This is a genomic window from Streptomyces sp. DT2A-34 (genome assembly GCF_030499515.1).
In the GTDB taxonomy this organism is placed as follows: domain Bacteria; phylum Actinomycetota; class Actinomycetes; order Streptomycetales; family Streptomycetaceae; genus Streptomyces.
Window position 1 is genome coordinate 206,074 of the sequence record NZ_JASTWJ010000001.1, and the last position, 22,510, is coordinate 228,583.

18 protein-coding genes are annotated in these 22,510 nt (G+C 71.2%); 7 read left to right on the plus strand and 11 right to left on the minus strand.

From position 1 onward, the window contains the following. The 6 genes from QQM39_RS01020 to QQM39_RS01045 form a co-directional block, all read right to left on the minus strand. Positions 1–1,833 carry a hypothetical protein gene (locus QQM39_RS01020; protein WP_301994663.1) on the minus strand — a complete coding sequence of 611 codons (1,833 nt, stop codon included), beginning with the start codon at positions 1,831–1,833 and terminating at the stop codon, positions 1–3. A 70-nt stretch (positions 1,834–1,903) separates the two neighbouring features. Further along, a complete protein-coding gene (locus QQM39_RS01025) occupies positions 1,904–3,622 on the minus strand; it encodes a hypothetical protein (RefSeq protein ID WP_301994664.1) in 1,719 nt (572 codons plus the stop codon). 2 nt (positions 3,623–3,624) lie between these two features. Then, the gene (locus QQM39_RS01030; protein WP_301994665.1) at positions 3,625–4,527 is read right to left on the minus strand and encodes a carbohydrate ABC transporter permease; all 903 of its coding nucleotides are present in this window, start codon (positions 4,525–4,527) and stop codon (positions 3,625–3,627) included. After that, positions 4,524–5,435 (minus strand): carbohydrate ABC transporter permease, encoded by a 912-nt coding sequence (locus QQM39_RS01035; protein WP_301994666.1) that lies wholly within the window; start codon positions 5,433–5,435, stop codon positions 4,524–4,526. Before QQM39_RS01035 ends, QQM39_RS01030 begins: the two co-directional genes overlap by 4 nt. Before the next feature lie 122 nt (positions 5,436–5,557). Next, positions 5,558–6,880, minus strand: coding sequence for an extracellular solute-binding protein (locus tag QQM39_RS01040; RefSeq protein WP_301994667.1), 1,323 nt, complete (start codon positions 6,878–6,880; stop codon positions 5,558–5,560). Between the two features lie 274 nt (positions 6,881–7,154). Then, on the minus strand, positions 7,155–8,288 hold the full coding sequence (locus QQM39_RS01045; RefSeq protein ID WP_301994668.1) for an ROK family transcriptional regulator: 1,134 nt from the start codon (positions 8,286–8,288) through the stop codon (positions 7,155–7,157). Positions 8,289–8,517: 229 nt separating this feature from the next. On the opposite strand from QQM39_RS01045, the gene QQM39_RS01050 reads away from it, so the two are divergent. The 5 genes from QQM39_RS01050 to QQM39_RS01070 all read left to right on the plus strand — a co-directional run bounded on the left by QQM39_RS01050 (position 8,518) and on the right by QQM39_RS01070 (position 15,167). Then, positions 8,518–9,417, plus strand: a complete 900-nt coding sequence (locus tag QQM39_RS01050) for an N-acetylglucosamine kinase (RefSeq protein WP_301994669.1) — start codon at positions 8,518–8,520, stop codon at positions 9,415–9,417. Positions 9,418–9,617: 200 nt separating this feature from the next. Continuing rightward, complete coding sequence (locus tag QQM39_RS01055; RefSeq protein ID WP_301994670.1) at positions 9,618–11,555, plus strand: phosphatase PAP2 family protein; 1,938 nt, start codon at positions 9,618–9,620, stop codon at positions 11,553–11,555. Between the two features lie 241 nt (positions 11,556–11,796). Continuing rightward, the gene (locus tag QQM39_RS01060) at positions 11,797–13,392 is read left to right on the plus strand and encodes a glycosyltransferase family 39 protein (RefSeq protein ID WP_302003431.1); all 1,596 of its coding nucleotides are present in this window, start codon (positions 11,797–11,799) and stop codon (positions 13,390–13,392) included. 81 nt (positions 13,393–13,473) lie between these two features. Next, positions 13,474–14,397, plus strand: coding sequence for a MurR/RpiR family transcriptional regulator (locus QQM39_RS01065; protein ID WP_302003432.1), 924 nt, complete (start codon positions 13,474–13,476; stop codon positions 14,395–14,397). A 395-nt stretch (positions 14,398–14,792) separates the two neighbouring features. Continuing rightward, positions 14,793–15,167: a hypothetical protein gene (locus QQM39_RS01070; RefSeq protein WP_031487273.1), complete on the plus strand. Its 375-nt coding sequence runs from the start codon at positions 14,793–14,795 to the stop codon at positions 15,165–15,167. A 45-nt stretch (positions 15,168–15,212) separates the two neighbouring features. Here the strand turns inward: QQM39_RS01070 and QQM39_RS46035 are convergent, their stop codons facing one another. From QQM39_RS46035 to QQM39_RS01095, 5 genes are all read right to left on the minus strand, one after another. Continuing rightward, entirely contained in the window at positions 15,213–15,995 is a 783-nt protein-coding gene (locus QQM39_RS46035; protein ID WP_367668841.1) for a cellulose binding domain-containing protein, read from the minus strand. Positions 15,996–16,226: 231 nt separating this feature from the next. Continuing rightward, positions 16,227–17,060 carry a hypothetical protein gene (locus QQM39_RS01080; protein WP_301994671.1) on the minus strand — a complete coding sequence of 278 codons (834 nt, stop codon included), beginning with the start codon at positions 17,058–17,060 and terminating at the stop codon, positions 16,227–16,229. Positions 17,061–17,111: 51 nt separating this feature from the next. Then, on the minus strand, positions 17,112–18,203 hold the full coding sequence (locus QQM39_RS01085) for a substrate-binding domain-containing protein (protein WP_301994672.1): 1,092 nt from the start codon (positions 18,201–18,203) through the stop codon (positions 17,112–17,114). A 151-nt stretch (positions 18,204–18,354) separates the two neighbouring features. Beyond that, on the minus strand, positions 18,355–19,566 hold the full coding sequence (locus tag QQM39_RS01090) for a helix-turn-helix domain-containing protein (RefSeq protein ID WP_301994673.1): 1,212 nt from the start codon (positions 19,564–19,566) through the stop codon (positions 18,355–18,357). A 26-nt stretch (positions 19,567–19,592) separates the two neighbouring features. After that, positions 19,593–19,781: a hypothetical protein gene (locus QQM39_RS01095; RefSeq protein WP_301994674.1), complete on the minus strand. Its 189-nt coding sequence runs from the start codon at positions 19,779–19,781 to the stop codon at positions 19,593–19,595. A gap of 220 nt (positions 19,782–20,001) precedes the next feature. On the opposite strand from QQM39_RS01095, the gene QQM39_RS01100 reads away from it, so the two are divergent. Further along, a complete protein-coding gene (locus QQM39_RS01100; RefSeq protein ID WP_301994675.1) occupies positions 20,002–20,994 on the plus strand; it encodes a DUF3068 domain-containing protein in 993 nt (330 codons plus the stop codon). A 209-nt stretch (positions 20,995–21,203) separates the two neighbouring features. Next, entirely contained in the window at positions 21,204–22,502 is a 1,299-nt protein-coding gene (locus tag QQM39_RS01105) for a glycosyltransferase family 4 protein (protein WP_301994676.1), read from the plus strand. The last annotated feature ends 8 nt before the right edge of the window (positions 22,503–22,510 follow it).

Here is a 22,510-nt window from a genome sequence, read left to right on the forward strand (position 1 = left end):
CTATGACGCCTTGAGTGTGAGCTCGGGCTCCCCGTGGCTGTCGCCCGCCGCCTCGCCGATCACCGCGGTGAACGCCTCGGTGCGCACCCTCAGTCCCGAACCGTCGTGGGCGAAGGTCGGCGCGAACGGGCCCGCCGGTCCGTAGCGAACGGCGAAGACGTGCAGGCCCTCCGGGGCGCCGGAGGCCGGTTCGGCCTCCAGGGCCGTGGAGCCGACGAGGTGGCTCCAGCCCTCGTCGGGGTTGCCGTAGCCGCGGGGGTCGGCCGCCAGGGCGAAGGCCGCCTGTTCCTGGGTCAGGTCCGCGCGGGCGTCGAAGTGGTCCAGGCCGTCGGAGTGCGGGTGCGTCAGACGGAGTTCACCGGCCGCCGTGACCCCGCCGTCCGCGGTCCTGCGTACGCGGTCGCCGTCGTCAGCGGCGTACGGCAGGCCGGCGAGCAGGTACGGCGTACCGGGGAGCCGTTCCACCGCGACGGTCGTCCACAGGCTGGTGCCGTCGGTGACGTACAGGGACCGGACGTGGCGCAGGACGTGGTCGCGGCCGACGACCGGCTTGGTGACCAGCTTCGCCGTCAGGCCGTCGGCGTCGAGGTCGCGGACGCGGACCTCGCCCATCGGACGGCAGAGCAGGAAGCCGTCCGTCACCGGGCCGAAGCCGTGCTGCCGGTTGACTGCCGCGGCGAGGTAGTAGGTGCCCGCGGCCTCGACCAGCGACGGGGTCATGTGGTCGTCGAAAGCCACCGAGACCGTGCCCGCGCGCAGTTGGTGACGGGCGGGAGTGGTGGACGGTGTGCGGTGCCAGCGGGTGGTGTCCTGGATCTGCCAGACCAGCATCCACGCGAAGTGGCCGTCGACTTTGCCGTCCGCCTTGACGGCGTGCCGGCCCCAGCGGGTGTCGCCCCGGTAGCGGCCGAGGTCGGAGCCGATCCGGGCACTGAAGTAGCGCAGGCCCAGGACCGACTCGAAGCCGCTGTGCTGCTCGCTGTAGCGCGGGCCGCCGTTGTCGAAGCCGCCGCCGGTCAGGCGGGCGTCGATGTAGCGGGCCAGCGCGTCGCCGTCCTCGGCGAAGATGTCCTCGCCGCTGACCCGGTGGGCCTGGGCGAGGAAGGACAGGGAGATCGGGCCGTAGTTGTTGTCGTAGGCGCCGCCGTGCTCGGGAGGCAGCAGTGCGCCACGGTCCGCGACGCGGTGGGCGCGGATCTCGTCGACGTACAGGGCGATCGCGCGCGACCGCACCGGCTCGGCCCGCTCCGGCGGGAGATGGCGGGCCAGCATCAGTCCGCCGACGACGCAGCCGATGGCCTGGTTGCCGGCCTCCTGCGGGTTGAAGAAGGTCGCCTCGGTCAGCCAGCGCCAGTAGCCGTGCGCCACCTCGACGAGTCCGGCGCGCTGCTCGTCGTCGACGAGGCCCTCCGCCAGGTCCAGCACGTCGACCGCCTGGAGCAGCGCCCACGCGGTGCTCGGCCAGTCGCCGATGGGGTGGGCGCCGGAGGCGAGGGTGTAACGGGCGTACGGCAGACCGGAGTTGCGGACCTTCAGGTTCGGGTAGCCGGGGTTGTCCTCGGTGTACACCCGCTCGCGCAGGTGGAAGGCGAGGCTGCGGCGCACCGCCTCCGGCAGCCTCGGGTCCTTGCCGCGCTGCCAGGCCAGCGCGAGCAGTGACGTGATGCCGAGGGAGGTGTCGCCGATGTCGTCGACGCAGTCCGGGTGTTCCAGGTTGCCCTCCGGCGTGAGCCGGGCCAGGGCCGCTTCCACGACACCGGCGAGGACGGCGTCGTAGGCCGCGGGGCTGTCCGGCAGGTCGTGCAGCGGGCCGCGCTGGTGCGTGAGGTGCACGGGAGGGGACGTGAGGTGCACGAGGATCAGCCCTTCATGCCTGAGATGGCCGTGGCGTGGGTCGTCGGGGTCACACGACAGGTGCGGGCCGGCGGGCGCGCAGTGCGACGGTCAGTGTGTGCGGGCCGAGTCCACCAATGTAGACGCGGTTCCCGGTCGTCGCATCGGTGCCGCCCACCACGGTGTAGTCCTGACCCGGGTCGTACCGCAGTACGTCGCTCCGGTCCGGCCCGGCAAGCTGTTCGCCCGCCTCGACGTCGGTCTCGACCCGGATCTCGTCGTCACCGGCCCGGTAGGTCATCGGCCCGGTCGTCAGGCACCAGCGTCCGTCGCCGATCGGTACGGCGCCCTCCGGCACACCGCCCGGCCGGAAGGTCAGTTCGAGGGCCCAGGGCACCCGTGGTCCGCTGATGTCGATCCGCAGGTCGGCGCCGTCCTCCCGCAGGTCCACCTCGACGCGGGTCGTGTGGGAGACCTCGTCCCGAGGCCGGTCCGGGAAGGCCATCGCGGCCGAGAAGCGTCCCTCGTCCACCAGCCGGTAGACGCCGTCGTCCCGCCTCTGGTCCGTCGGGAGCGGCTGGTAGTAGGCGGCCGTGAGGGTTTCGGTGAGCCGGTACCGGTTGTCGGCGAGCTGTTCCATGCCGGCGGCGCGGAACGGGCCCAGGTCGAAGAACCCCCGCGTCAGACGGACCGCGTCGAGTACGGCGTCGCCGGCGAACAGGCGCAGGAAGGTGGGGTTGCAGGCGAGGCCCGAGCGGATGCGCCGGTGCTCGGGCACGTCGGAGCCGCCGTACACCACCGTGTGCGCGGTGGCCGAGGCGCGTGCGCCGAGGCGTGCGGTGGTGAGGTACCGGTCGCGCGGAAGGGGCTCCGCAGTCGGGGCCGGCAGGGCGCGGCACAGGTCCGGGGTGAGGAGGGTCTCGGCGAGCAGGTCGGGGTCGTCGATACCGCCGGCGGCCGCCAGCCGCGCCACCCGGGCGAAGTCGCCCCGGCCGGTGCGGATCGCGAGCAGCCGGTAGTGCGGCAGGTAGGGCGCCAGCGGGAACGGGCGGCTTTGGTCCTGCCGTCGCGAGTGGACGGTCTCCACCGTGCCGTCCGGCCTGATCAGGTCCAGGGTCGCGGCGAGATTGCGTTCGACGGCGTACAGCAGGTCGGCGCGGCCGAGCACTTCGGCCAGCAGCAGCAGCGACGGGTTGGACACATGGGCCGCGTAGTTGGCGCTGCGTTCCGAGTACAGGCCGTCCGCGTCGATGTCGACGCCCTCGGCGAGCCACTCCTCGACGCGGTCGAGCAGCCGGTCGTCCGGGAACGACCGGTGCAGCCGGGCCAGCGCCGCGCACAGCTCCCAGCGGTGGTTCGGGGTGTGCACCCCACCGGCGAGGAGACTGCCGGAGGCGGCGCCGGCGATCTCGGCGAGCGCGGCCGTGACGCCGTGCAGTTCCGGCCCCGCGCCGGCCGCGAGGACGTGCGCGTCGCACACGTCGTTGACGGTGAACGCGGAGTCCGGCGGTGACTGCACGTTGTCGCCGCCGGCGAAGAGGCCGGTGGGTGTCTGCACGGCCCGCAGGGCGCCGAGGTGGGTCATCGCGGCGGCCACGGCCCGCCCGCTGCGGTGCAGTGCCGAGTCCGGGGAACGGTATGCCGCGACCAGGGTCTTCACCCGCCGCGCCAGACCACGGTGCGGCACACCGGCGGGTACCTCGTCGGGGTCGGCCGCCAGCGGGGCGGCCAGCCGGTCGGCGGCGCGGGCCGCCGACCGGACGAACTCGTGGTCGAGCGGGGTGGGCAAGGTCAGTCCTTCAGTCCGGCATTGATGTCGGCGTTCATGACGTAACGCTGGAACACCAGGAAGACGACGATCAGCGGAACCATGGAGATGACCGATCCGCCGAGCAGCACCGACCAGTTGATGTTCTGCGCCCCGACGAGGCTCTGGATGCCGATCTGCACGGTGAACTTCTCGGGGTCGTTGAGCATCAGCAGCGGCCAGATGTAGTCGTTCCACCGCCACTGGAACGACAGGATGGCGAGCGTCAGCATGATGGGCCGGGAGATCGGCACCATGATCCTCAGGAAGATCGACAGCTCACGCGCGCCGTCGATGCGGGCGGCCTCGATGAGCTCGTCGGGGACCGTCAGGAAGAACTGGCGGAACATGAAGCACCCGGTCGCGGTGAGCACGGCCGGGAGGATGATGCCGGCGAGCGAGTTGTAGAGGCCGAGGTCGCGGACCACCAGGAACTGCGGGGCGAGCATGACCTCGGACGGCAGCATCGTGGTGGCCAGAATGCCGACGAAGAAGACCTTGAGCCATTTGTTGTCGTACTTGGCCAGCGCGTAGCCCGTGCAGCAGCTGACTCCCACCGTGAGGATCGTCGCGATCACGCACACGATGGTCGTGTTGATGAAGTACTGGGAGAAGTTGGCGCTGTCCCACGCCGCCTCGTAACCCGACACCGTGGGGTTCTGCGGAAACAGCGTCAGCGGAAGGGAGAACAGGTCTCCCGCCGGCTTGAAGGAGCTGAGGACGAACCACAGCACCGGCACCCCGTAGAGGGCCGCGAGGACCCACAGCAGTGTCGTCGCGGGCACCGCGCGCCGAAGCCCACCACTGGCCGCGCCGCGGGGCCGCTTCCTGGGAACAGCCCGTCCGGCCTCGGAGTCGACCTTGCGTGGCATGTCTGTGGTTGTCATCGGTTCTCCACCCGCCGGTTGACCATCAGCTGGATGATCGCGACGGCCATCAGGATGAGCATGAGCACGAACGACGCGGCGCTCGCGTAGCCGATCTGGCCCCGGTCGAATCCGGTCTGGTAGATGTACTGGACAAACAGGTTGTTCGACGTTCCGGGTCCGCCGTTGTTGAGGGAGGCGAACAGCGGGTATTCCTTCATCGCGTGGATCGTGTTGAGCAGGATGACGATGAAGGACGTGGGCGCGATGCTCGGCAGTGTGATGCTGACGAACTGGCGCCACGGACCGGCGCCGTCGAGCGCGGCCGCCTCGTAGTACGACGTCGGTACGTTCTTGATCGCCGCGATGAACAGCAGCATGGAGAAGCCCGTCCAGGCCCAGGACGCCGCCACCACGACCACCAGCAGTGACAGGTCCGCGTTCGACTGCCACGGCACGGCGCTTCCGCCGACCTTCTCGATGAGGTAGTTGACCAGTCCGAAGTTCTCACCGAACAGCCACCGCCACAGGACACCCACGACGATGGGCGACAGCAGCCACGGGATGAAGAAGAAGATGCGGGCGACCGAGACACCCTTGGCGTGCTTGCTCACCACCACGTTGGCGATGAGCAGCGAGAACACGAAGTTCAGCGGGACGAAGAGCACGGTGTACAGCAGCGTGCGGGTCATCGCGTCGTAGAAGGCGGAGTCCCCGAACAGGTTGCTGTAGTTGTCCAGTCCGACGAACTGGAACGCCCCCACGCCCGTGTAGTTCGTGAAGGAGTAGACGAGCCCGATCACCGCCGGCCAGAGGAAGAACAGCGCGAAGAGCACGACATTGGCCGCGATGAGGACGAGCGGTGCGACGGTGTACTTGCTTCGTCTCCTGGGCGGGCTCACGGACACGTCCGAGGCTCGTTTTGTCATCTTCCTGACTCCGTGCTGGTGGAATGGGTTCCGGTGGGCTCACACCATGAGCCCGGCCTTGCGTGGGCGCCCGGGCCGGGTGGCGGTGTCGAGACCCCGCCACCCGGCCCGCCGGCCTACGCTCAGCCGCCGACCTGCTGGTTGTAGCCGTCCACGATGTTCTGCAGGGCCTTGTCGGCCGACTGCTGGCCGTTGATCGCCTTGCCGAGCTCCGCCTTGGTCGGGTCCTCGGTGAGGCTCTTGCCCTTCAGCACCCAGTTCGTCTGCGCGCTGTTGAAGTAGCCGGAGATCGGGTCGTAGAGCGGGATCGACTCGTTGTACAGCTTGAACGCCGCCTGCGCCGCCTCGGACTTGAAGGGGTACTTCGGGTTCAGACCGCTCTCGACCGGCAGGAACCCGGACGCCTCACACAGCGCCTGGTAGTGGGCCGGCTCGTACAGCCAGGACAGGAACTTCTTCGCGGCGGCGGCCGCGTCGGCGTTGTTGTTGAAGCCCACCGTCATGCCGCCGCTGTTGACGTCGCTGGCCTGCACCGGCTGGGCGGGGGTCGGGACGCTCGCCCACTCGAACTTCTTGATGCTCTCCGCGAAGGCGGGAACCTGCCACACGCCGGACCAGTAGGCGACCACGTCACCGCTCTGGAACATGGCCGACGGGTCGGCGCCGCTGGTCCACACCGACTTCGGCATGGTCTTGTCGTCGTTCAGTCCGACGAAGTACTTCACGGCTTTCTTGGTCGCCGCGTCCACCGAGAACTTGCCGGAGTCGTCGGCGTGGACGTACTTCCCGCCCATCTCGTACACCATGGCGCGAAGCCTGGACGGGGACTGGTCGAAGGTCAGGGAGTACTTGGCCTTGGTCTTCTCCCGGACCTCGTCCGCCGCCTTGATGAACTCGGTCCAGGTCCAGGTCTTCTGGGGCGAGGTCGGGTAGGAGACGCCGGCCTTCTCGAAGAGCGACTTGTTGATGAACATGCCGGACGCGGTGACGTCCGAGGGGATGGACAGCACCTTCCCGGACGAGTCCTTGGCGACGAAGTTGCCGTTGATCTTGTTGCTCTTGTTGTTGGCGATGTCCTTGAGGTCGATCAGCTTGTTCGACCAGATCGGGTCCAGCTTCGGCACTGCCGCCACGTCGGGCAGGGAGTTCGCCTGCGCGGCGTTGCGCAGCTTCGCGTCGTAGCCGTCGTAGGGGATGTTGACGAGCTTGACCTTGACGCCGGTTTCCTTCTCGTACTGCGCCACCATCTTCTTCCAGCCCGCGTCCTGCCCCGGAACCGTGGAGATCCAGAACGTCAGCGACTTGGAGGTCCCGCCCGAGTCGGATCCCCCGCCGCAGGCGGAGAGCAGCAGGCCACCTGCCGTGGCAACGGCAGCGAGGGGAACCAGGCGGCGCATACCGCCGCGGCCGAGTCGGCGGGAGCGCCGCACACCCACAGTGATCATCTTCGATCCCTTTTCGTCGTATGGGACGGAGCACGGCGCCGATCGAGGCGGCACTGGTGCATTTTGCAGGAAAGGTTGCTTTCCGGGGGCGCGGCCTCGCCCGGCCGCGTCGCCTTGACGGGTGGGCTCCCCGGCCATGAGGGCCGTCGTCGCACAAGCACGCCCTCGTGCGGCTGCCGTACTTCGCGTACGGGCGGGAGGCTCACCCGGAGTCGGCGTCCCGGCCGACTCAGAAAGCGCTTGTCCGGACATTGGCAGATCGAGTCGGAAGCCGTCAATCCTTCGACCCCGCGGCCTCGGTCACGGTTTGGACTCCTCGGGAGACCGCGAGCCGGGCGGCGCCCACGACCGTGCCGAGGTCCCCGACCGTGCTGCTGACCACTTCGGTGGGCCAGCTGAGCCGGGCGAGCTCGGCCCGCACACCGGGCAGTACCTGCGGGTCCGCGCCGGTGCTGCCGCCGAGCACGATCAGTCCCGGGTCCAGTACGGCGGTCACGGCGGCGGCGAGACGGCCGACGTCGGTGGCATGGCGGCCGATCACGGCGCGGGCCGCCGCCCGGCCCTCCCCGGCCAGGGCGAAGAGCTGCTCGGCGGTGCGCGGGCACGTGCCGTCCTCCTCCGGCCAGGCCGCGGCCGCCCGCCGCAGGAGCGAGCGGGCGCCGATGTACTCCTCCAGGGCCTCGTGGCGCGGCTCACGGCCGTCGTCCCAGGGGTAGGGCAGCCGGGCCAGCTCACCGGCGGCGCCGTTGGCTCCGCGCAGCACCTGCCCGCCGACCACGATGCCGAGGCCGATACCGACGCCGATGCGCAGGTAGCCGAAGGTGCGCCGGCCGCGCGCGGCGCCCTCGTGCAGTTCGGCGAGCGCGGCGCAGTTGACGTTGTTCTCGAGGTGGACGGGAACGCCCGGCGGCAGGGCGACGGCCATGGCGTCGAAGACGGGGCCGGCCTTGGCCGTGGCGGGGCGCATGCGGGCGCCCTCCTTCTCGCGTGCGGTGACGTCACCGACGGCGACGACGACGGTGCGCAGCGGGGCGCCGGCGGGCAGTGCGACGAGGGCCTCGCGCACCACGTCGGCGGCCTCCTCCCGGGTCCCGGTGGCCTGGGCGAGCAGGGTGCCGTCCAGGGCGCAGCCGCGCACCCGGGTCAGGGAGGGGCCGAGGTCGACGGCGAGCACGGCCCCGGCGGCCGGCCCGAGACCGTAGACGGCGGCGGAACGGCCCGTGCCGCCGGAGGCGGTGCCGGAGTGGGCGGCGAGCCGGGCGCTCTCCAGCTCCGCGACCGCGGAGGACACGGTGGGCTTGGACAGGCCCGCCAGGCTCGCGAGCTGCGGCCGGGTCGCGCTGCCCGCCTCGGCGAGCACGGCGAAGACCGCGCTTGCGCTCTCGGTCAGGCGGGGGGTTTCCGCCACGTCGTGTATCACAGTTCTCCCACGGTTCACGGGCCGCTCAGTGGTCGAGCGCGCGATGCCTCTTGACGCACTGTACTTCGTTAGTTAACTTCCTAACGAACTTCACGGTACTCGCCTGCCGTGTCCGCCAGAAGCCCGTCCCGGGGCTTCCCTAGTTCACCAACTCCCATAATTCCAGGCACGGTTCGCCCACCGTCACAGCGCAGCGCAACGACGGAAAAGAGGTTCCGTGCAGGACTCCACGCCCCTCGTGGTCGGTATCGACGCGGGTGGCACCAAGACACATCTGCGTGCCTACGTCGGCACGGAGCCGGTCGCCGACCACGTCCGGACGAGCAGCGGCTGGCGGCCACGCGACCCCGTGGCCGCCACCGGCTGGCTGGCCGCGCTGGTCGCCGACGCGCTGCCGCAGGGCGCACGCCCGTCGGCCGTCGCCGTGGGCGGCCACGCCTGCGAGACTCCGCGCCAGTGCGCCCAGATACGTACCGCCCTGCAACTGCACTTCGACGCACCCGCGCTGGTCGTGGGCGACGCCGAACTGCTCGTGCCCGCTGCGGGCCTGGACAAGGGGGTCGGCCTGGTCGCCGGCACCGGTTCCGTCGCGGTGGGCCGGCTCGCCGACGGCACTTCCCTCCAGGTCGGCGGCTGGGGTGCGGTGCTCGGCGACGAGGGCGGCGCGGCCGGTCTGGTCCGCGAGGCCGCACGGGCGGCGTGGGCGGCGCACGACCGCGGGGAGGAACCCGACGAACTGGCCCGGGGTCTCCTCGCATCCTTCGACGTCTCCGAAGTACCGGCGCTCGGCGCCGCCTTGGAGAGCGCCACGAACGTCTCCGCTGAATGGGGCCGGCATGCGCCGGTCGTGTTCGCGGCCGCCGAGGCGGGCTCGCCGCTCGCCCGTACGGTGATCACCGAGGCCGGCCGTTCGCTGGCGGCCCTCGTGGAGCGGCTCGCCGCGCGGGGGGTCGTGGTGGACGACGTGGTGGTCGCGGGCAGCACCGTCCTCGCCCAGGCCTCGCTGTACGGCGCGTTCGCGACGGCGCTCGCCCGGTCCGTGCCCGGAGCCCGTCCGCAGCCACTGTGCGCGGCGCCGGTGGAGGGTGCCGTGGCGCTGGCCCGTTCGATCCTGTGAACCGGCCGGCCCGCGTTCACGCACACGACACGTCGCGGTCGCCGGGCCCTCGCCGACGGGACACGACCTGGCCGTAGATCTTCGCTCAAAGCTTCACGGGACGCACCGGATTCGCACATCTCATGCGTCCCGCGGGACATCTCTGCTCACACGATCTCCTCCCCGGCCGCACGGCCGAAGAACTGAAGAGAGGCACACGCATGCCGTCAACTGCCGGGCACCGCTCCTCCTCGAAGGCCGGTCGACTCGCCGTCAACAGGCGGGGGTTTCTCAAGACCTCCCTGGGCGCCTCGGCCGGTGTGCTGGCCGCGCCCACCGCCGTCACATGGCTGGCCACCGCGGACGCCAAGGCCGCCACGAACGCCCTCGCGTTCGTCGACGACTACAAGACGAACGTCGTCGCGAACCAGACCCCCGAGACCAACGCGGTGATCCGGATCCTCGGCGGCTTCGCGCAGGTCTGGAAGACCGGCGGCGCGTGGAACACCGGCATACCGCTGATGCCCGAGGTGCTGCGCGCCAACATGCGCTACTGCGCCCGCGTCACCGCCGTGCGCACGGACGCGCAGGCGAAGGAAGCGTTCATCATCGACCGTCAGCACCAGAGCTACTCGGTGATCGCCGGGCTCGGTCCGCTGGCCGAGTTGTACAAGTCGGGCGCCAAGGCGGTCACCTCGATCACCAGCGCGCCGGACGGCACCCCCGCCGGGAAGATCAGCGACGCCCTGCCCGCCGACGCCCCGGCCGGTTCCGCGATCGGCGCCGGTTCGTACGACTCGGAGCTCGGCAAGGTGGCCAAGCTCGTCGACACCGTGCGCGGCCCCTTCGCCTCCGGCAACCCGGCCAAGTTCGCCTTCCAGTACCCGCGTCCGTGGCGGATGAACGAGGACAGCGAGGTCGTCGACACCGGCAGGAAGGACGAGTTCGGTTTCCCCGTCTACGACTCGGCGGTGGTCGTCGCCCCGCAGCTGCTGCGGCAGCGCGCCGAGACCCCGGCCGAGGACGGCGGCTTCCCCAGCGGACACACCAACGCCCTGCACCTGGCGGCCCTGGCGTACGCCTACGCCGTGCCCGAGCGTTTCCAGGAGATGGTGACCCGCGCCTTCGAGCTCAGCCACACCCGCATCGTGGCGGGCATGCACTCCACGGTCGACGTCCTCGGCGGCCGCGTCATGGCCACCGCCCTGGCCGCCGCCGCCCTCGCCGACCCGGCCAACGCGGAGCTCAAGGCCGCCGCCCGGGCCCAGGCCCTGGCGTACTTCGAGGAGCGGACCGGCACGACGGCCGACACCCTGTACGCGTACGCCCACTCGGCCGGCACCGACACCGACCCGTACGCCGACCGTGACACCAACGCCCGGACGGTCAAGCCCAAGCTGACGTACGTGCTGACCCGGCAGGGCGGCAACGAGCCCCTGACCGTGCCGAAGGGCGCCGAGGTGCTGCTGGAGACGCGCCAGCCGTACCTGACCGCGGCCCAGCGCCGCGAGGTGCTGCGCACGACCGCACTGCCCGCCGGGTACGTCCTGCTGGACGGCTTCGAGCAGTGGGGGCGGCTGAACCTGTTCGCGGCGGCGGACGGTTACGGCGCCTTCGACTCCGACGTGACCGTCACGCTCGACAAGGCGGCCGGGGGCTTCGGCGCGGCGGACAGCTGGCGCAACGACATCGCGGGCGACGGCGGTCTGACCAAGCGCGGCACCGGCACGCTCACCCTGACGGGCCACAACCGGTACCACGGCGGCACCGTGGTCGAGGACGGCGTCCTCGTCGCCGCCTCGCCGGGCGCCCTCGGGCAGGGAGATGTGCGGGTGGTGGGCGGCACGCTCCGCGCGGACAAGGTCCTGCGCGTGCGCGGTACCTACGTCCAGCAGGGCGACACGACGCTGGAGCTGCTGGTCCGCAAGAACCACGGCCCCGCCCTCGAGGTGTCCCGCCGGGTCCAGCTGGGCCGGGGCAGCGTGCTGTCGCTGCGCCTCGACGCCGAACGCCCGCCCGTCGCCGGGACCACCGTTCCCGTCATCGAGGCGTCGCAGCTGCGTGGTCAGTTCGACCGGGTGGAGCTGAACTCCGACACGCTGCGAGCCGTACCCGTGTACACGACGGATGGTCTGTCGGTACGACTCCTGAAGCGGTAACGCCGTCTCCCGGCGGGAGCTGATGCAGAGTAGGCCCATGGGCCGGCTCCGGATCAGCTCCCGCCGCCGCGGGGGCGACGCCGCCGCGGAGCGGATGATGGCGCTCGAACAGCACTCGGCCCCGGTCCCGGCCTCGGTCCCGGCCGCGGAGGCGCTCCCCTGCGCGCAGCCCACGCAGCCCTCGTGGGCGTCGCGCAGGCGGTGGCTCGTGCCGCTCATCGTCGTCGTACTGCTCGGTCAGATGGCCGTCGCGATGGTGACGACCGCTGTGCGGCAGACGCCGACGATCGACGAGCCCGTGTACGTGGGTACGGCGGCCGAGTATCTGCATGAGCACCGCCTGCGCCACAACCCGGAGCATCCGCCGCTGGGGAAGCTGGTCATCGCCGTCGGAGTGGCCCTGGCGGATCCGCATGTCGACGAGTCCTTCACCGGTGATCAGGGCCGGCTGGGGCGGCATCTGCTGTACGAGTCCGGGAACGATCCGTGGCACCTGATGCTGTTCTCCCGACTGCCCATGATCGTATTGACGCTTCTGTTCGGATTGATCGTCTTCTCTTTCGCCCGTGAACTCGTGGGCGTGGTGGGCGGTTTGATCGCGCTCGGTCTGTACGCCTTCTCCCCCGACCTCATCGCGCACGGCGCACTGGCCACCCTGGACGTGCCCGCGGCCGGGTTCGTGCTGACGTCGGCGTGGCTGTTGTGGCGGGCCCGCCGACGGCCTCGTCTCTTCCTGCCGACGGCCGGCGTGGCGCTGGGCGCGGCCCTGGCCACGAAGATGAGCACGCTGGCGGCGGTTCCGGTGCTGCTGGGGCTCGCCGCGCTGTCGGTTTGGTGCGCGCGGCCGGCCGCGGAGCCGACGGACTCCGAGCCGACGGACTCCGAGCCGGCGGCCTCGGAGCCGCTGCGCAGGAAGCTTGCGCGGGCGCTCGCGGGCGCGGGTGTCGTGGCGCTGGCCGCGATCGCCGTCGTGTGGGTCTCGTATCTGGTGGTCGACCCACGACTGCGCTGGTCGCCGCAGCAGCCCGTGCCCGACCTGCGCGGACTGCGGGGGCTGGTCGTCGAGCTGCTGCCCTTCCCGGAGGCGTACCGGGACGGGATGCGCATCCAGTTCGGCTTCGAGAACCACCCGTGGGAGGGCTTCCTGTTCGGGCGGCTCTACACCGGGTCGCTCTGGTACTACCTGCCGGCCGCGCTGCTGGTGAAGACGCCGCTCGGCATGCTCGCGCTGGGGGCGGCGGGTGCCGTCGCGGTCGTGGCGGTACGGCGACTGCGGCCCGCGGCGCCCTATCTGCTCGTCCCCACCGCCGTACTCCTGGCCGCCGCGATGACGGGCTCCCGGGACTTCGGTACGCGGTACGCCGTGTTCGTTCCGATGTTCCTGGCGGTGGCGGCGGGCTGTGTGCTCGCGGTGCGGTGGCGGTGGGCGCCGGTCGCGGTGGGGTCGCTGGCGCTGTTCGTCGCGGTCAGCTCGGTGCGGGCGTACCCCTGCTATCTGCCGTACTCCAACGAGGCGTTCAGCGGCCCGGAGGAGACCCATCTGCGGTTGCACGACTCCAACGTGGACTGGGGTCAGGACCTCGGCAGGCTCGCGGACCGGCTGCGCGAGCGGTACCGGGGCGAGCGGATCTGGCTCGTGTACAAGGGCAGCGGGGTGCCGTCCTTCTACGGCATCCGCGGCGCCGATCCGCGCGAGGTACCCGTGCGCGAAGTGCGCGGGCTGCTGGTCGTGTCGGACTCCTCGGTGGCCAAGGCGACCGGGCGGCTGGCCGAATTGATCGACAGCAGTCGTCCGATCGATACGGTCGGTCATTCGATCACGATCTATCGCCGGTGAGCGTGGGCTTTCGGAGCAGCCCTGGCCACCACGTTGTGTGAGCTATGTTGAAGCACTGTGGAAGACAAAGGAGGCGCCTCCCTGCCATCGCCGCAGCAGGCACGCGCACAGGCATCCGCGATCACCTCGGGCAAGAGCGCTCCGGAAGTGGAAGCGTCCCCGACTTCCCAGCTCAGGACCCTCTTCGACCATCCCCGGCTCTCTCCCGGGCAGCGGCGCATCGCCCAGTATCTGATCGAGCACATCACCGAGGCCGCCTTCCTTTCGATCACCGATCTGGCGGAACGGGTCGGCGTGAGCCAGCCCTCGGTGACGCGTTTCGCCGCGGCGGTCGGCTTCAGCGGTTACCCCGCGCTACGGGAGAAGCTCCAGTCGATCGCCCTGGGCACCCTCGCGAAGGGCCCCGAGGCCGCCGAGGAGAACGGCGCCAACGAACTGCAGTCCGCGGTGGACGCCGAGATCGAGAACCTGGAGAACCTGCGGCGCGATTTCGCCGACCCCGACCAGGTGATCGACATCGGCCGCAAACTGTCGCAGTCGACCCCGCTGACCATCCTCGGGCTGCGCATCTCGGCCTCCCTCGCCGAGTACTTCGCCTACGCGGCACGCCGCATCCACCCGGACGTGCGGCCGGTGACGCGGGGCGGCAGCGTCGCCTACGACGCGTTGCTGCAGTCGCGCGAGGCCGGCGGCACCTGGGTGCTGGCGTTCTCCATGCCCCGGCACGCCCAGGAGACGCTCACCGCCGTACGGGTCGCGCGCAGCGCCGGGCTGCGGGTCGCCCTGGTCACCGACCTGGCGCTCGGGCCGGTGGCCGACACGGCCGACGTCGTCTTCGCCACCGGCACCGGCTCCCGGCTGGTCTTCGACTCCTACGCCGCGCCCGGCGTGATGGCCGCCGCCCTGCTGCAGGCCATGACCGACGCCGACCCGGAGCGGACACAGGCGCGGCTCGAGGGCTACGAGCAGATCTCCGACCAGCACCAGTTCTTTCTCCGGGACTGATCCGTCCTTCGCCGCGCCCCGGCGTCACGGGCGACTCCCCACTCCAGACAAACCGCACCGCATGGGCACCACTCACCCCAAATCGCGCATGAATGTTTTCATGCTTCTTGCAAAGCGGACGGCATATATAAATACTTCACACGCATCATCCGCCCGCAGGAAGCAGCCGGTCCGCTCATGCGCACGTCACCCCATCCGCCGTGCGAACGCCGTCTGTCTCTGAGGGCTCCTCAACGAACAGCCGAAGCCGCCGTCTCCTACCCGCGTCGGCGCTCGGGCTGTTCGGTCGGGCATCGCCTGCGCGAGCGCCCGTGGCGGCGGCCCCGGTCATCCCCTAGGCCGGGGCCGCCCCGACCCCGTCGGACACCCCGAACGACGCCGCACACCCGGAAGCGATGACCATGCCCCTGACGACCACGCGCATCAGCTCGGACTGGCCGTGCCAGGTCAAGACCCCCGGTTCCTACGACTGGGAGCGCTCGGCGGCCAAGTGGCTGCGCGAGCTGGTGCCGGCCCGCTACGCCAGCTATCCGGCCCTGATCCGCCACCCCGTCCTGCTCGCCCGCCATGCGCAGATCCAGGTCCAGAACGAGATCCGGGTCGCTCGCACCGCACTGCAGACCGCACGGGCCGACCTGCCCGCGCTCGGCATGCCCGAGTCGGTCATCGAGCACACCATCAAGCTGTACGCGGCGGAGGTCATGCAGCTTCAGCACATCGCCCGCAGCGTGCGCGCGGTGTCCCAGGCACTGATCGACCACGGGCGCTGACCGGCCCCGCGCGCCGGCCGAGAGCTCTCGAGGCCGCGCCGGGCGTCAGGACGCGTCGTTCGTCGCCGCGCAGGTGACCTTCGCCGAGGGGGCACCGGTCGAGGCCGAGGCGTCGGCGATGAAACCGAACTTGACGCTCGCACCGGGCTCCAGCCTCCCGTTCCATGACGCGTTGGCGACCGTGGCCGAGCCGTCCCGGGTCGTGGTGAGGGTGCCGTCCCAGACCTGGGTCAGGCGGGCGCCGTCGGCCGGTACGACCGTCGCGGTCCAGCCGGAGACGGAGGAGTCGGGCGCGTTGGTCACCGTCACCTCGCCCTGGTAGCCGCCCTGCCAGCTGTTGACGGTCCGGAAGGACGCGGTGCAGACGGCAGGGCCGTCGACGTCACCGGCGCCGGATCCGCCCGGGGCGGTCTCGGTGGGGGCGGCCGATGTGGAGGCGGTCGCGGACGGAGCCGCGTCGCCGGCCGACGCTCCGTCACCACGGCCGGAGAGCAGCAGCGCCCCACCGAAACCGATGACCGCCGCCGCCGTCACGGCGACCGTGACGGCGGCGCGGCGAAATCCGGGGCCGGATACGGTCGGGGCGGGACGGGCGCCGCTGCCGAGCGGTGCGATCCACGTGTCCGCGGCGACGGGCGGGAGTTCCTGTGTCGCGTCCTCCGCGCCGGGCAGGGCCCCGGGAACAGCCACCCTCTCGTAGCCGTTGCGGTCCTGCTCCAACTCCTTGAACAGCTCCGCCAGGGCGTCGGTGCGGCGTGGCCGCAGGACCCGGATCGGTTCCAGGGTCGGCCCTTCGTCGGGCTGCTCGGCGTCGGGCCGTGTGGACACGCCGCTCTCCTTCCGTCCCGTCTTCACGGGCTCCGCCATTCCCCGAGGAGTGATACGGGGCCGCCGCCCCGGCGGTTCAGCGGGCGCGAGCGGGTGCCAGTGGGTGCGCGACGTCCCCCTGCTGGAAAGCGCCGTCATGACGGCTCGTCGGTAACGCCGCGGCTTTCTCGCCGCAAGCACCGGCACCGCGAGATCACCGTCCGGCCGGGGTGAGCGGACGGCCGACCTCCGTCAGGACCGCGCGGCGAGGAAACGGTGCAGGGACGCCTTCATCGCGGCGACGAAGGCGTCCCGTCGCGGGTCGTCCAAGGCGTCCAGCGACAGGTAGGGGTTGAGGTCCTCTAGCTCGACCAGCAAAAGCTCGCCGCCCGGCGCACGGCAGGCGTCGACGCGCTGGATGCCGTGGCCGATGCCGTTCCACTCGATGAAGCGCCGGGCGAACTCCAGGTCGCCGCCGGTGGGTTCGTACGGCTCGAGCTGCCAGCGCCGGTCGGTGTGCGGCGCGTACAAGGCGTACTGGAAGTCGTGGTCGACGAAGTAGAAGGAGACCTCGTAGGCGAAGTCGACGCAGGGCTGGACGAGCACGTCCCCGTCGACCAGCTCGCGCACGCCCGCCGCCTCCACCGTCCGCAGCCCGATGGAGTCGGCGCCGAGCCTGGGCTTGACGACGTACCGCTCGGCCTCGGGCAGGAGGTTCAGATGCTCGGCGCGGTCCACGGTGGGGATGACCGGATATCCGGCAGCGGTCAGGTCGAGCAGGTACTGCTTGCCCGCCATGTCCGCCTTGCCGGAGAGCGGGTTGTACACGCGCGTCCCGCCGGCGATCGCCCGGCGGCGGAAGTCGTCGTACGCGTCCTGGTATGCGATCACCGGACCGCTGTTGCGGACGACGACCGCGTCGAAGGCGTCCATGAGGCCGGCCGCGTCCCGGGGGTGGCACAGGGCGAGGTCGAAGTCCTCGCGCAGGCGGGAGCTGAGGTGGATGTCCTCGTCGCAGTAACGGCGCCCGCGTGCCTGGTAGGCCAGGTCGGTGACGTACAGGATGCGGGGGCGGGCGGACGGCATGCGGGGCTCCTCGGCTGCGGCGGCAGAACAATCAGAACGATCGTCGATCGCTCATTCGGCGATCGGTTCACCGCCGCAGGACGAACGGATCCTCAACTCCGGGAGGAGGTCGAGGTGTTGACGCGGTCCCGGCTCGCGCCCGCTTCGGCGTTCCGCGAGGCGTTCCAGCAGGAGCCTGGCGGACAGTTCCCCCACCGCGCGGGTGGGGGGCGCGACGGCGGTGAGCGGTACGTCGGAGAGGCCGGCCACCTCGTCCTCGTAGGCGATCAGCGCGAGGTCGTCCGGGACCCGGATGCCGCATGCCTGGAGCCGCGGCACCAGCACGATCGCGTCCTCGTCGCTGTGCACCAGCGCGGCGGTGACGCGCCGCTTCTTCACCGCCTCGACGAGGTAGTCGACGCCGGCCTCGTAGTCCCCGTGTTCGCGCACGGTCGGGGCGCCCTTGTCCACGTCGAGGCCCAGTGCCCGCACGGCCGCCTGGTAGCCGGCGGTGATCTGGGCGGCGTGCGGGCCCTCCTGCAGGACGGCGGTGATCCTGCGGTGTCCGAGGCCCGCGAAATGGCCCACGGCGACGGCGGCGCCGTGGGCACGGTCCGTGCGCACCCGGTCGAGCACCGCGGCGGGGTTTCCGGGCGGGGCCAGACGCTCGACCAGGACGGCGGGCACGTCGTGCTCCAGCAGCCACTTCTCCTGGCCGTTCTCGGGGACTCCGCCGAACCAGCTGGGCGCGGCGAGCAGTCCCTGCGCGCCGCCCGAGAGGAGGTGTTCGGCCTGGACGGGGTCCTCGGCGTCGACGTATCCGGACACCCCCAGGACCAGGCGGCCGCCTTGTGCCGCCACGGCCTCGCGGGCGCCGCGGACGATGTCCGAGAAGATGTGGCCAGTAGTCGGGACGATCATTCCGATCACCACGCCCTCGGCGCCCTCCGACCGCTCCCGCACCTCGGCGGCCGTATCCCCGGGCCACACCACCGCACCGTGCAGCCGTTGCACCCGGCCCCGCGCGGCGAGTGCCTCCACGTCCCGCCTCAGGGTGACCGCCGAGACGCCGAGTTCGGCGGCGAGTTCGGAGACCCGGAGGCCGCCCCGCTCCCGGACGAGTTCGAGTACCCGCTCATGACGCTGGTCGACGTGCAGTCGCATCGGTTCCCCCTGGGCCAAACGGTCGAACGATCCACGGGCACACGCCAAGCGTGATCCCGAGCTGGACACTCTACGCCCACGATCTGCGCCCACAATCGTATCGATCGTTTGCGATCAATACGATCACCAAAGCGCTCACTCAGGCACCCACTCAGCCGCTCGGGTCGGTGAGTTCCCCACGCAACCGGCGTGTTCGCAGGACCAGTTCGAGTTCGAAGCGGCGGTCGGGGTCGTCCAGGTCCTCGCCCCACAGGTCCCGGATCTGCCGCAGGCGGTTGCGCACCGTCTGGGGATGGACGCCGAGCCGGGCGGCCACCTCGGGCGCGCCGCCCTGGGTCTCCAGCCAGGCGAGGAGGGTCTCGGCCAGGCGGCGGGCCTGTTCCGGTCCGGCCTCGGTCAGCCGGGCCAGCTGGCGGCGCGCGAGGTCGTCGATGAGTTTCTCGGCAGGGAGCAGGACGAGAGCCTCGGCGTGCTCGCTGCAACGCAGGAGCCGGCCCTGCGGCAGCAGGCCGTCCTGGATCATCCGCGCGGCCGCCGCCGCCCAGTGCAGTGAGGTGGCCGCCTGCGTCACGGGTACGGCGGGGCCGATGGCTCCGGACCAGCCACCCATGGCGCGGTGCAGCCGCTCGACGCGGCCGGGTGCGTCGGGCTCCGCCAGCACCAGCCGGGGCTGCTCGCCGTCCATGTCCAGCAGGACCTCGTCGCCCAGGGCGGGCGTGACGAGTTGCTGGGCCGGGCGGAGCAGGACGGCCACGGCGACCTCGTCGGGCAGCGCCCAGTCGACGGCTGCGGCGCGTTCGGCGAGGGCGTCGGACGGGTCGGTGCGGTGTTCGGTGAGCAAGAGGTCGACCAGCAGGCGCTCGCGACGGATCCGCTCCCCCGCCTGGCCGGCGGCGACCTCGGCGTAACCGCGCACGGAATGGGACACGAGCTCGTCGAGGTACTCGAACGCGGACTCGGCGAGTTCGTACATCGCCGGTGGCGGAATCTCGACCTTCTGCCCGAGCTCGGCGAGGCTGCGCCAGGCCAGCCGTACGTTCAGCCGGTAGATCGCCTGGAGGGAGTCGAGCCGGCGCCCCTTGAGTGCCTGATTGCGTCCGAACTCCCGGAAGACCTCGGAGAGTTCGCGGGGTCGTTCGATGTCGGTGGTCAACTGCGCCACAAAGCTCTCCAGTGCGAGCCGGATCGCCAGGAGTGCCTTCGGCACACCCAGGTCGTCGGTCGTCAGCTCGAGGTTCGGGAACTCCTGGCGCATGGTCCGCAGGATGTCCCCCGCGATGTCCGGCACCTGCTCCATGGCCAGGTCGGCGAACCGCCGTACCTGTTCCGGGGGCACCTTGTGCCAGGCGGGGGGCGCGGGCACGGGCACCATCTCCTAGCGATCGGCGATCAGCGATCAGTGGTCGGCGTGCGTGGCGCGGAAGCCGACCGGTCGCCCGCCGGGTCGGGGAAGGTGACCAGCGGTACGTTCGGCTGCTCGGGAGCGGCGGTCAGGGCGGTGACGAGGCCGAAGGCGGCGCCGGCGGCCAGGGCGGCGGAGAGTGCGCACGTCAGGAGGGCGGCGACGATTCTGGACATGGGGCGAGGAGCCTCTCGGTTGATGAGGTTGTCACCCAGCGTTCCGGCCCGGTCCGGCACGATCAGTATTAAGTCAGTGTTGACACCGGGTCAATAGCGGCTTAATTTCGCCGGTCATAACTACTTACTCCCCGGTAGGCCAGATTCGCCCCGGGTGACCCGGACTGTCTCGCGCCCCGTCGCACAGTCTGCATCTTTCCGCTGCCACCGGAGTGCCCTCATGCGCCGTACAGCTTCCGTTCTGCCGTTGATTCTGCTCGGTTTGGGCGTTTTCACGCTGGTTTTCGGCCAGCTGCTCGACCGGTACGTGGAGCCACGGGTCAAGCGCACGCCGGTGGACGTCGCGACGGACTCGGTCCTCACCGGGACCGGCAGCTATTTCGACACCGGCGTTTTGAAGACCGTGCACGGGAAGCGGATCACGATCACCCGCCGGATCGTGGGCGACGTGGCCGCCGCGGAGCGCAGCGGGAACGCGGTGTGGAACGTCTCCACGCAGATCGACACCCCCACCACACTGCCGCTTCGGGACCCGCGCAGGTCGTTTCAGTGGACCACCGAGCGCTGGGTCACGGACCGGCGGTCCAACCTGCCGGTGCACTGCTGCGGCGAGCAGCCGTCGTTCCGGGGCGACGCCTATCTGAAGTTCCCGTTCGACGTGCAGAAACGCACCTACCAGTGGTGGGACGGCGTGCTGGGCGGGGCCGTACCGCTGAAGTTCTCCGGGACCGAGAAGGTGCTCGGGCACGAGGGCTACCGGTTCACCGGCGCCGTGCAGGCCAGGCGCACGGGTGTCACCCGCGAGGTGCCCGGATCGCTGGTGGGACGGCCGAAGCAGCGGCAGGTGGCGGCCGAGGAGTGGTACGCCAACGCCGGGATCGAGCTGGTGGTGGAGCAGCGCACCGGCCGGATCATGAACGCGCGCATCGCCCCGAAGATCACGCTCCGGGCACCCGGCGCCCCGTCCGACGCGGTCACGCTGCTGGCGAGCGACCGGGTGGAGTTCACCGAGGCGACCCGGCGCACCCAGGTGGCCGAGACCGCGCGCGACAGCCGGCGACTGGCGGTCCTGGGCGAGACCGCGCCCACGCTCGCCACCGTCGCGGGCGGTGTCCTCACGGCTGCCGGGCTGGCGTTCGTGGTCCGTGAAAGGCGGCGCCGAGCCGTACCGGAGGCCTCACAGAGGGTCGACAGGACTCACACAGGTGACTGATCCGGGGGCGTGAGTAGGGACAAATTGTCACCTACGTGCGTAGCCAGATCGAACACCCAATCCGAAAACTTACGTTACTAACCAGTACATCCGCGTTCTCCCGGAACCGGACCAACCGTCACCCAACGTCCCCGCCCAGCGTGTCTCCCCCGGACGCCCGGCTCTCCCTCCTCTCTCTGCCCTCCCGCATCCGACGAGTTGGAGCAACGATGCCCCAGCACGCTTCCTCCCTGGTTTCCGGCCAGGAGAAGATCGCCCCCGCTCATCCCCGCACTGCTCATCCCCGCCCCGTCGGCCGCCGTACTCCCGGCGCCGAAGTCGCCTCCGGCTCTTCCCCGTTTCCGCGCCGGATCGTCTTCCTCGCCCGCCGCGACCTGGACAACCCGGCCGCCGGCGGCTCCGAACTCCTCGTCGACCGGGTCGCCGACGGACTCACCGCCGCGGGCCACCAGGTCACGCTGCTGTGCGGCGGTCCGGCCGCGTACCGCGACTATCGCGTGGTGTCGGCGGGCGGCGACGCCGGTCACTTCCTGCGCGCCAAGCGGGCGTTCGCCCGTCAGGTCGGCGGTTGCGACCTGCTGGTGGAGGTGTGCAACGGCATGCCGTACCTGGCTCCGCTGTGGCACACGGGGCCGACCCTGTGCCTGGTGAACCATGTGCACACCGATCTGTGGGACATGCGCTACCCGGGCCCCATGGCCCGGCTCGGCCGCAGGCTGGAGCACTGGGCGCTGGCCGGCCCGCACCGCGACAGCCTGACGGTCGCCGTGTCCGACTCCACCGCCGCGGCCCTGCGCGCCATCGGTGTCCCGCCGGACCGGATCAGGGTGGTCCACAACGGCGTCGACGCACCCGGACCGCTGCTGCCCAAGGCCTCCGAGCCGCTGTTCGTCGCGGTCGGGCGGCTGGTCGAGTACAAGCGCATCGATCTGCTGCTGCGGCTGTGGGAGCGGGTGCGTCCGGTCACCGGCGGGCGGCTCGTCATCGTCGGCGACGGCCCCGAGCGGGAGCGGCTCGAGGCCATGGCCGGGCCGGACGTGGTGTTCACCGGCCGGGTCTCGGAGGCGGAGAAGCACCGGCTGCTGTGCCAGGCATGGCTGCTGCTGCATCCGTCCCTGGTGGAGGGCTGGGGCCTGGTGGTCACCGAGGCCGCCGCGCGGGGCACCCCGGCCGTCGGCTTCGACATACCCGGTCTGCGGGACTCCGTCGTGGACGGCGTGACGGGCGTGCTGGCCGGGGGCGAGAGCTCGTTCGCCGCCGCCTGGTGCACTCTCGCGCTCAGCCCGGAGCGCCGTAGGGTCATGGGCCGTGCCGCCGAGGCGCGTGCCGAGAACTTCCGGTGGAGCAGCACCGTCCGCCAGTTCCGTGAGGTGGCCGCGGAGGCCTGTCGCACGGTACGGCCCTCGCCGGGCGGCTCGCCCACATCGCCCGGAGTGCCCCTCCCCCGCATCGCGCCCGGACCGAGCGCCCCGTCAGCGGTCGCCCCCGAACTTTCCGACGGCGCGTGAGGTGGCCG

Coding starts and splice junctions, on each gene's coding strand:
- QQM39_RS01070 (WP_031487273.1), top strand. CDS start 14,793: ATGACCATGCCCCTGACGACCACGCGCATCAGCTCGGACTGGCCGTGC.
- QQM39_RS01040 (WP_301994667.1), bottom strand. CDS start 6,880: ATGATCACTGTGGGTGTGCGGCGCTCCCGCCGACTCGGCCGCGGCGGT.
- QQM39_RS01035 (WP_301994666.1), bottom strand. CDS start 5,435: ATGACAAAACGAGCCTCGGACGTGTCCGTGAGCCCGCCCAGGAGACGA.
- QQM39_RS01085 (WP_301994672.1), bottom strand. CDS start 18,203: ATGCGACTGCACGTCGACCAGCGTCATGAGCGGGTACTCGAACTCGTC.
- QQM39_RS01105 (WP_301994676.1), top strand. CDS start 21,204: ATGCCCCAGCACGCTTCCTCCCTGGTTTCCGGCCAGGAGAAGATCGCC.
- QQM39_RS01080 (WP_301994671.1), bottom strand. CDS start 17,060: ATGCCGTCCGCCCGCCCCCGCATCCTGTACGTCACCGACCTGGCCTAC.
- QQM39_RS01095 (WP_301994674.1), bottom strand. CDS start 19,781: ATGTCCAGAATCGTCGCCGCCCTCCTGACGTGCGCACTCTCCGCCGCC.
- QQM39_RS01100 (WP_301994675.1), top strand. CDS start 20,002: ATGCGCCGTACAGCTTCCGTTCTGCCGTTGATTCTGCTCGGTTTGGGC.
- QQM39_RS01055 (WP_301994670.1), top strand. CDS start 9,618: ATGCCGTCAACTGCCGGGCACCGCTCCTCCTCGAAGGCCGGTCGACTC.
- QQM39_RS01030 (WP_301994665.1), bottom strand. CDS start 4,527: ATGACAACCACAGACATGCCACGCAAGGTCGACTCCGAGGCCGGACGG.
- QQM39_RS01060 (WP_302003431.1), top strand. CDS start 11,797: ATGGCCGTCGCGATGGTGACGACCGCTGTGCGGCAGACGCCGACGATC.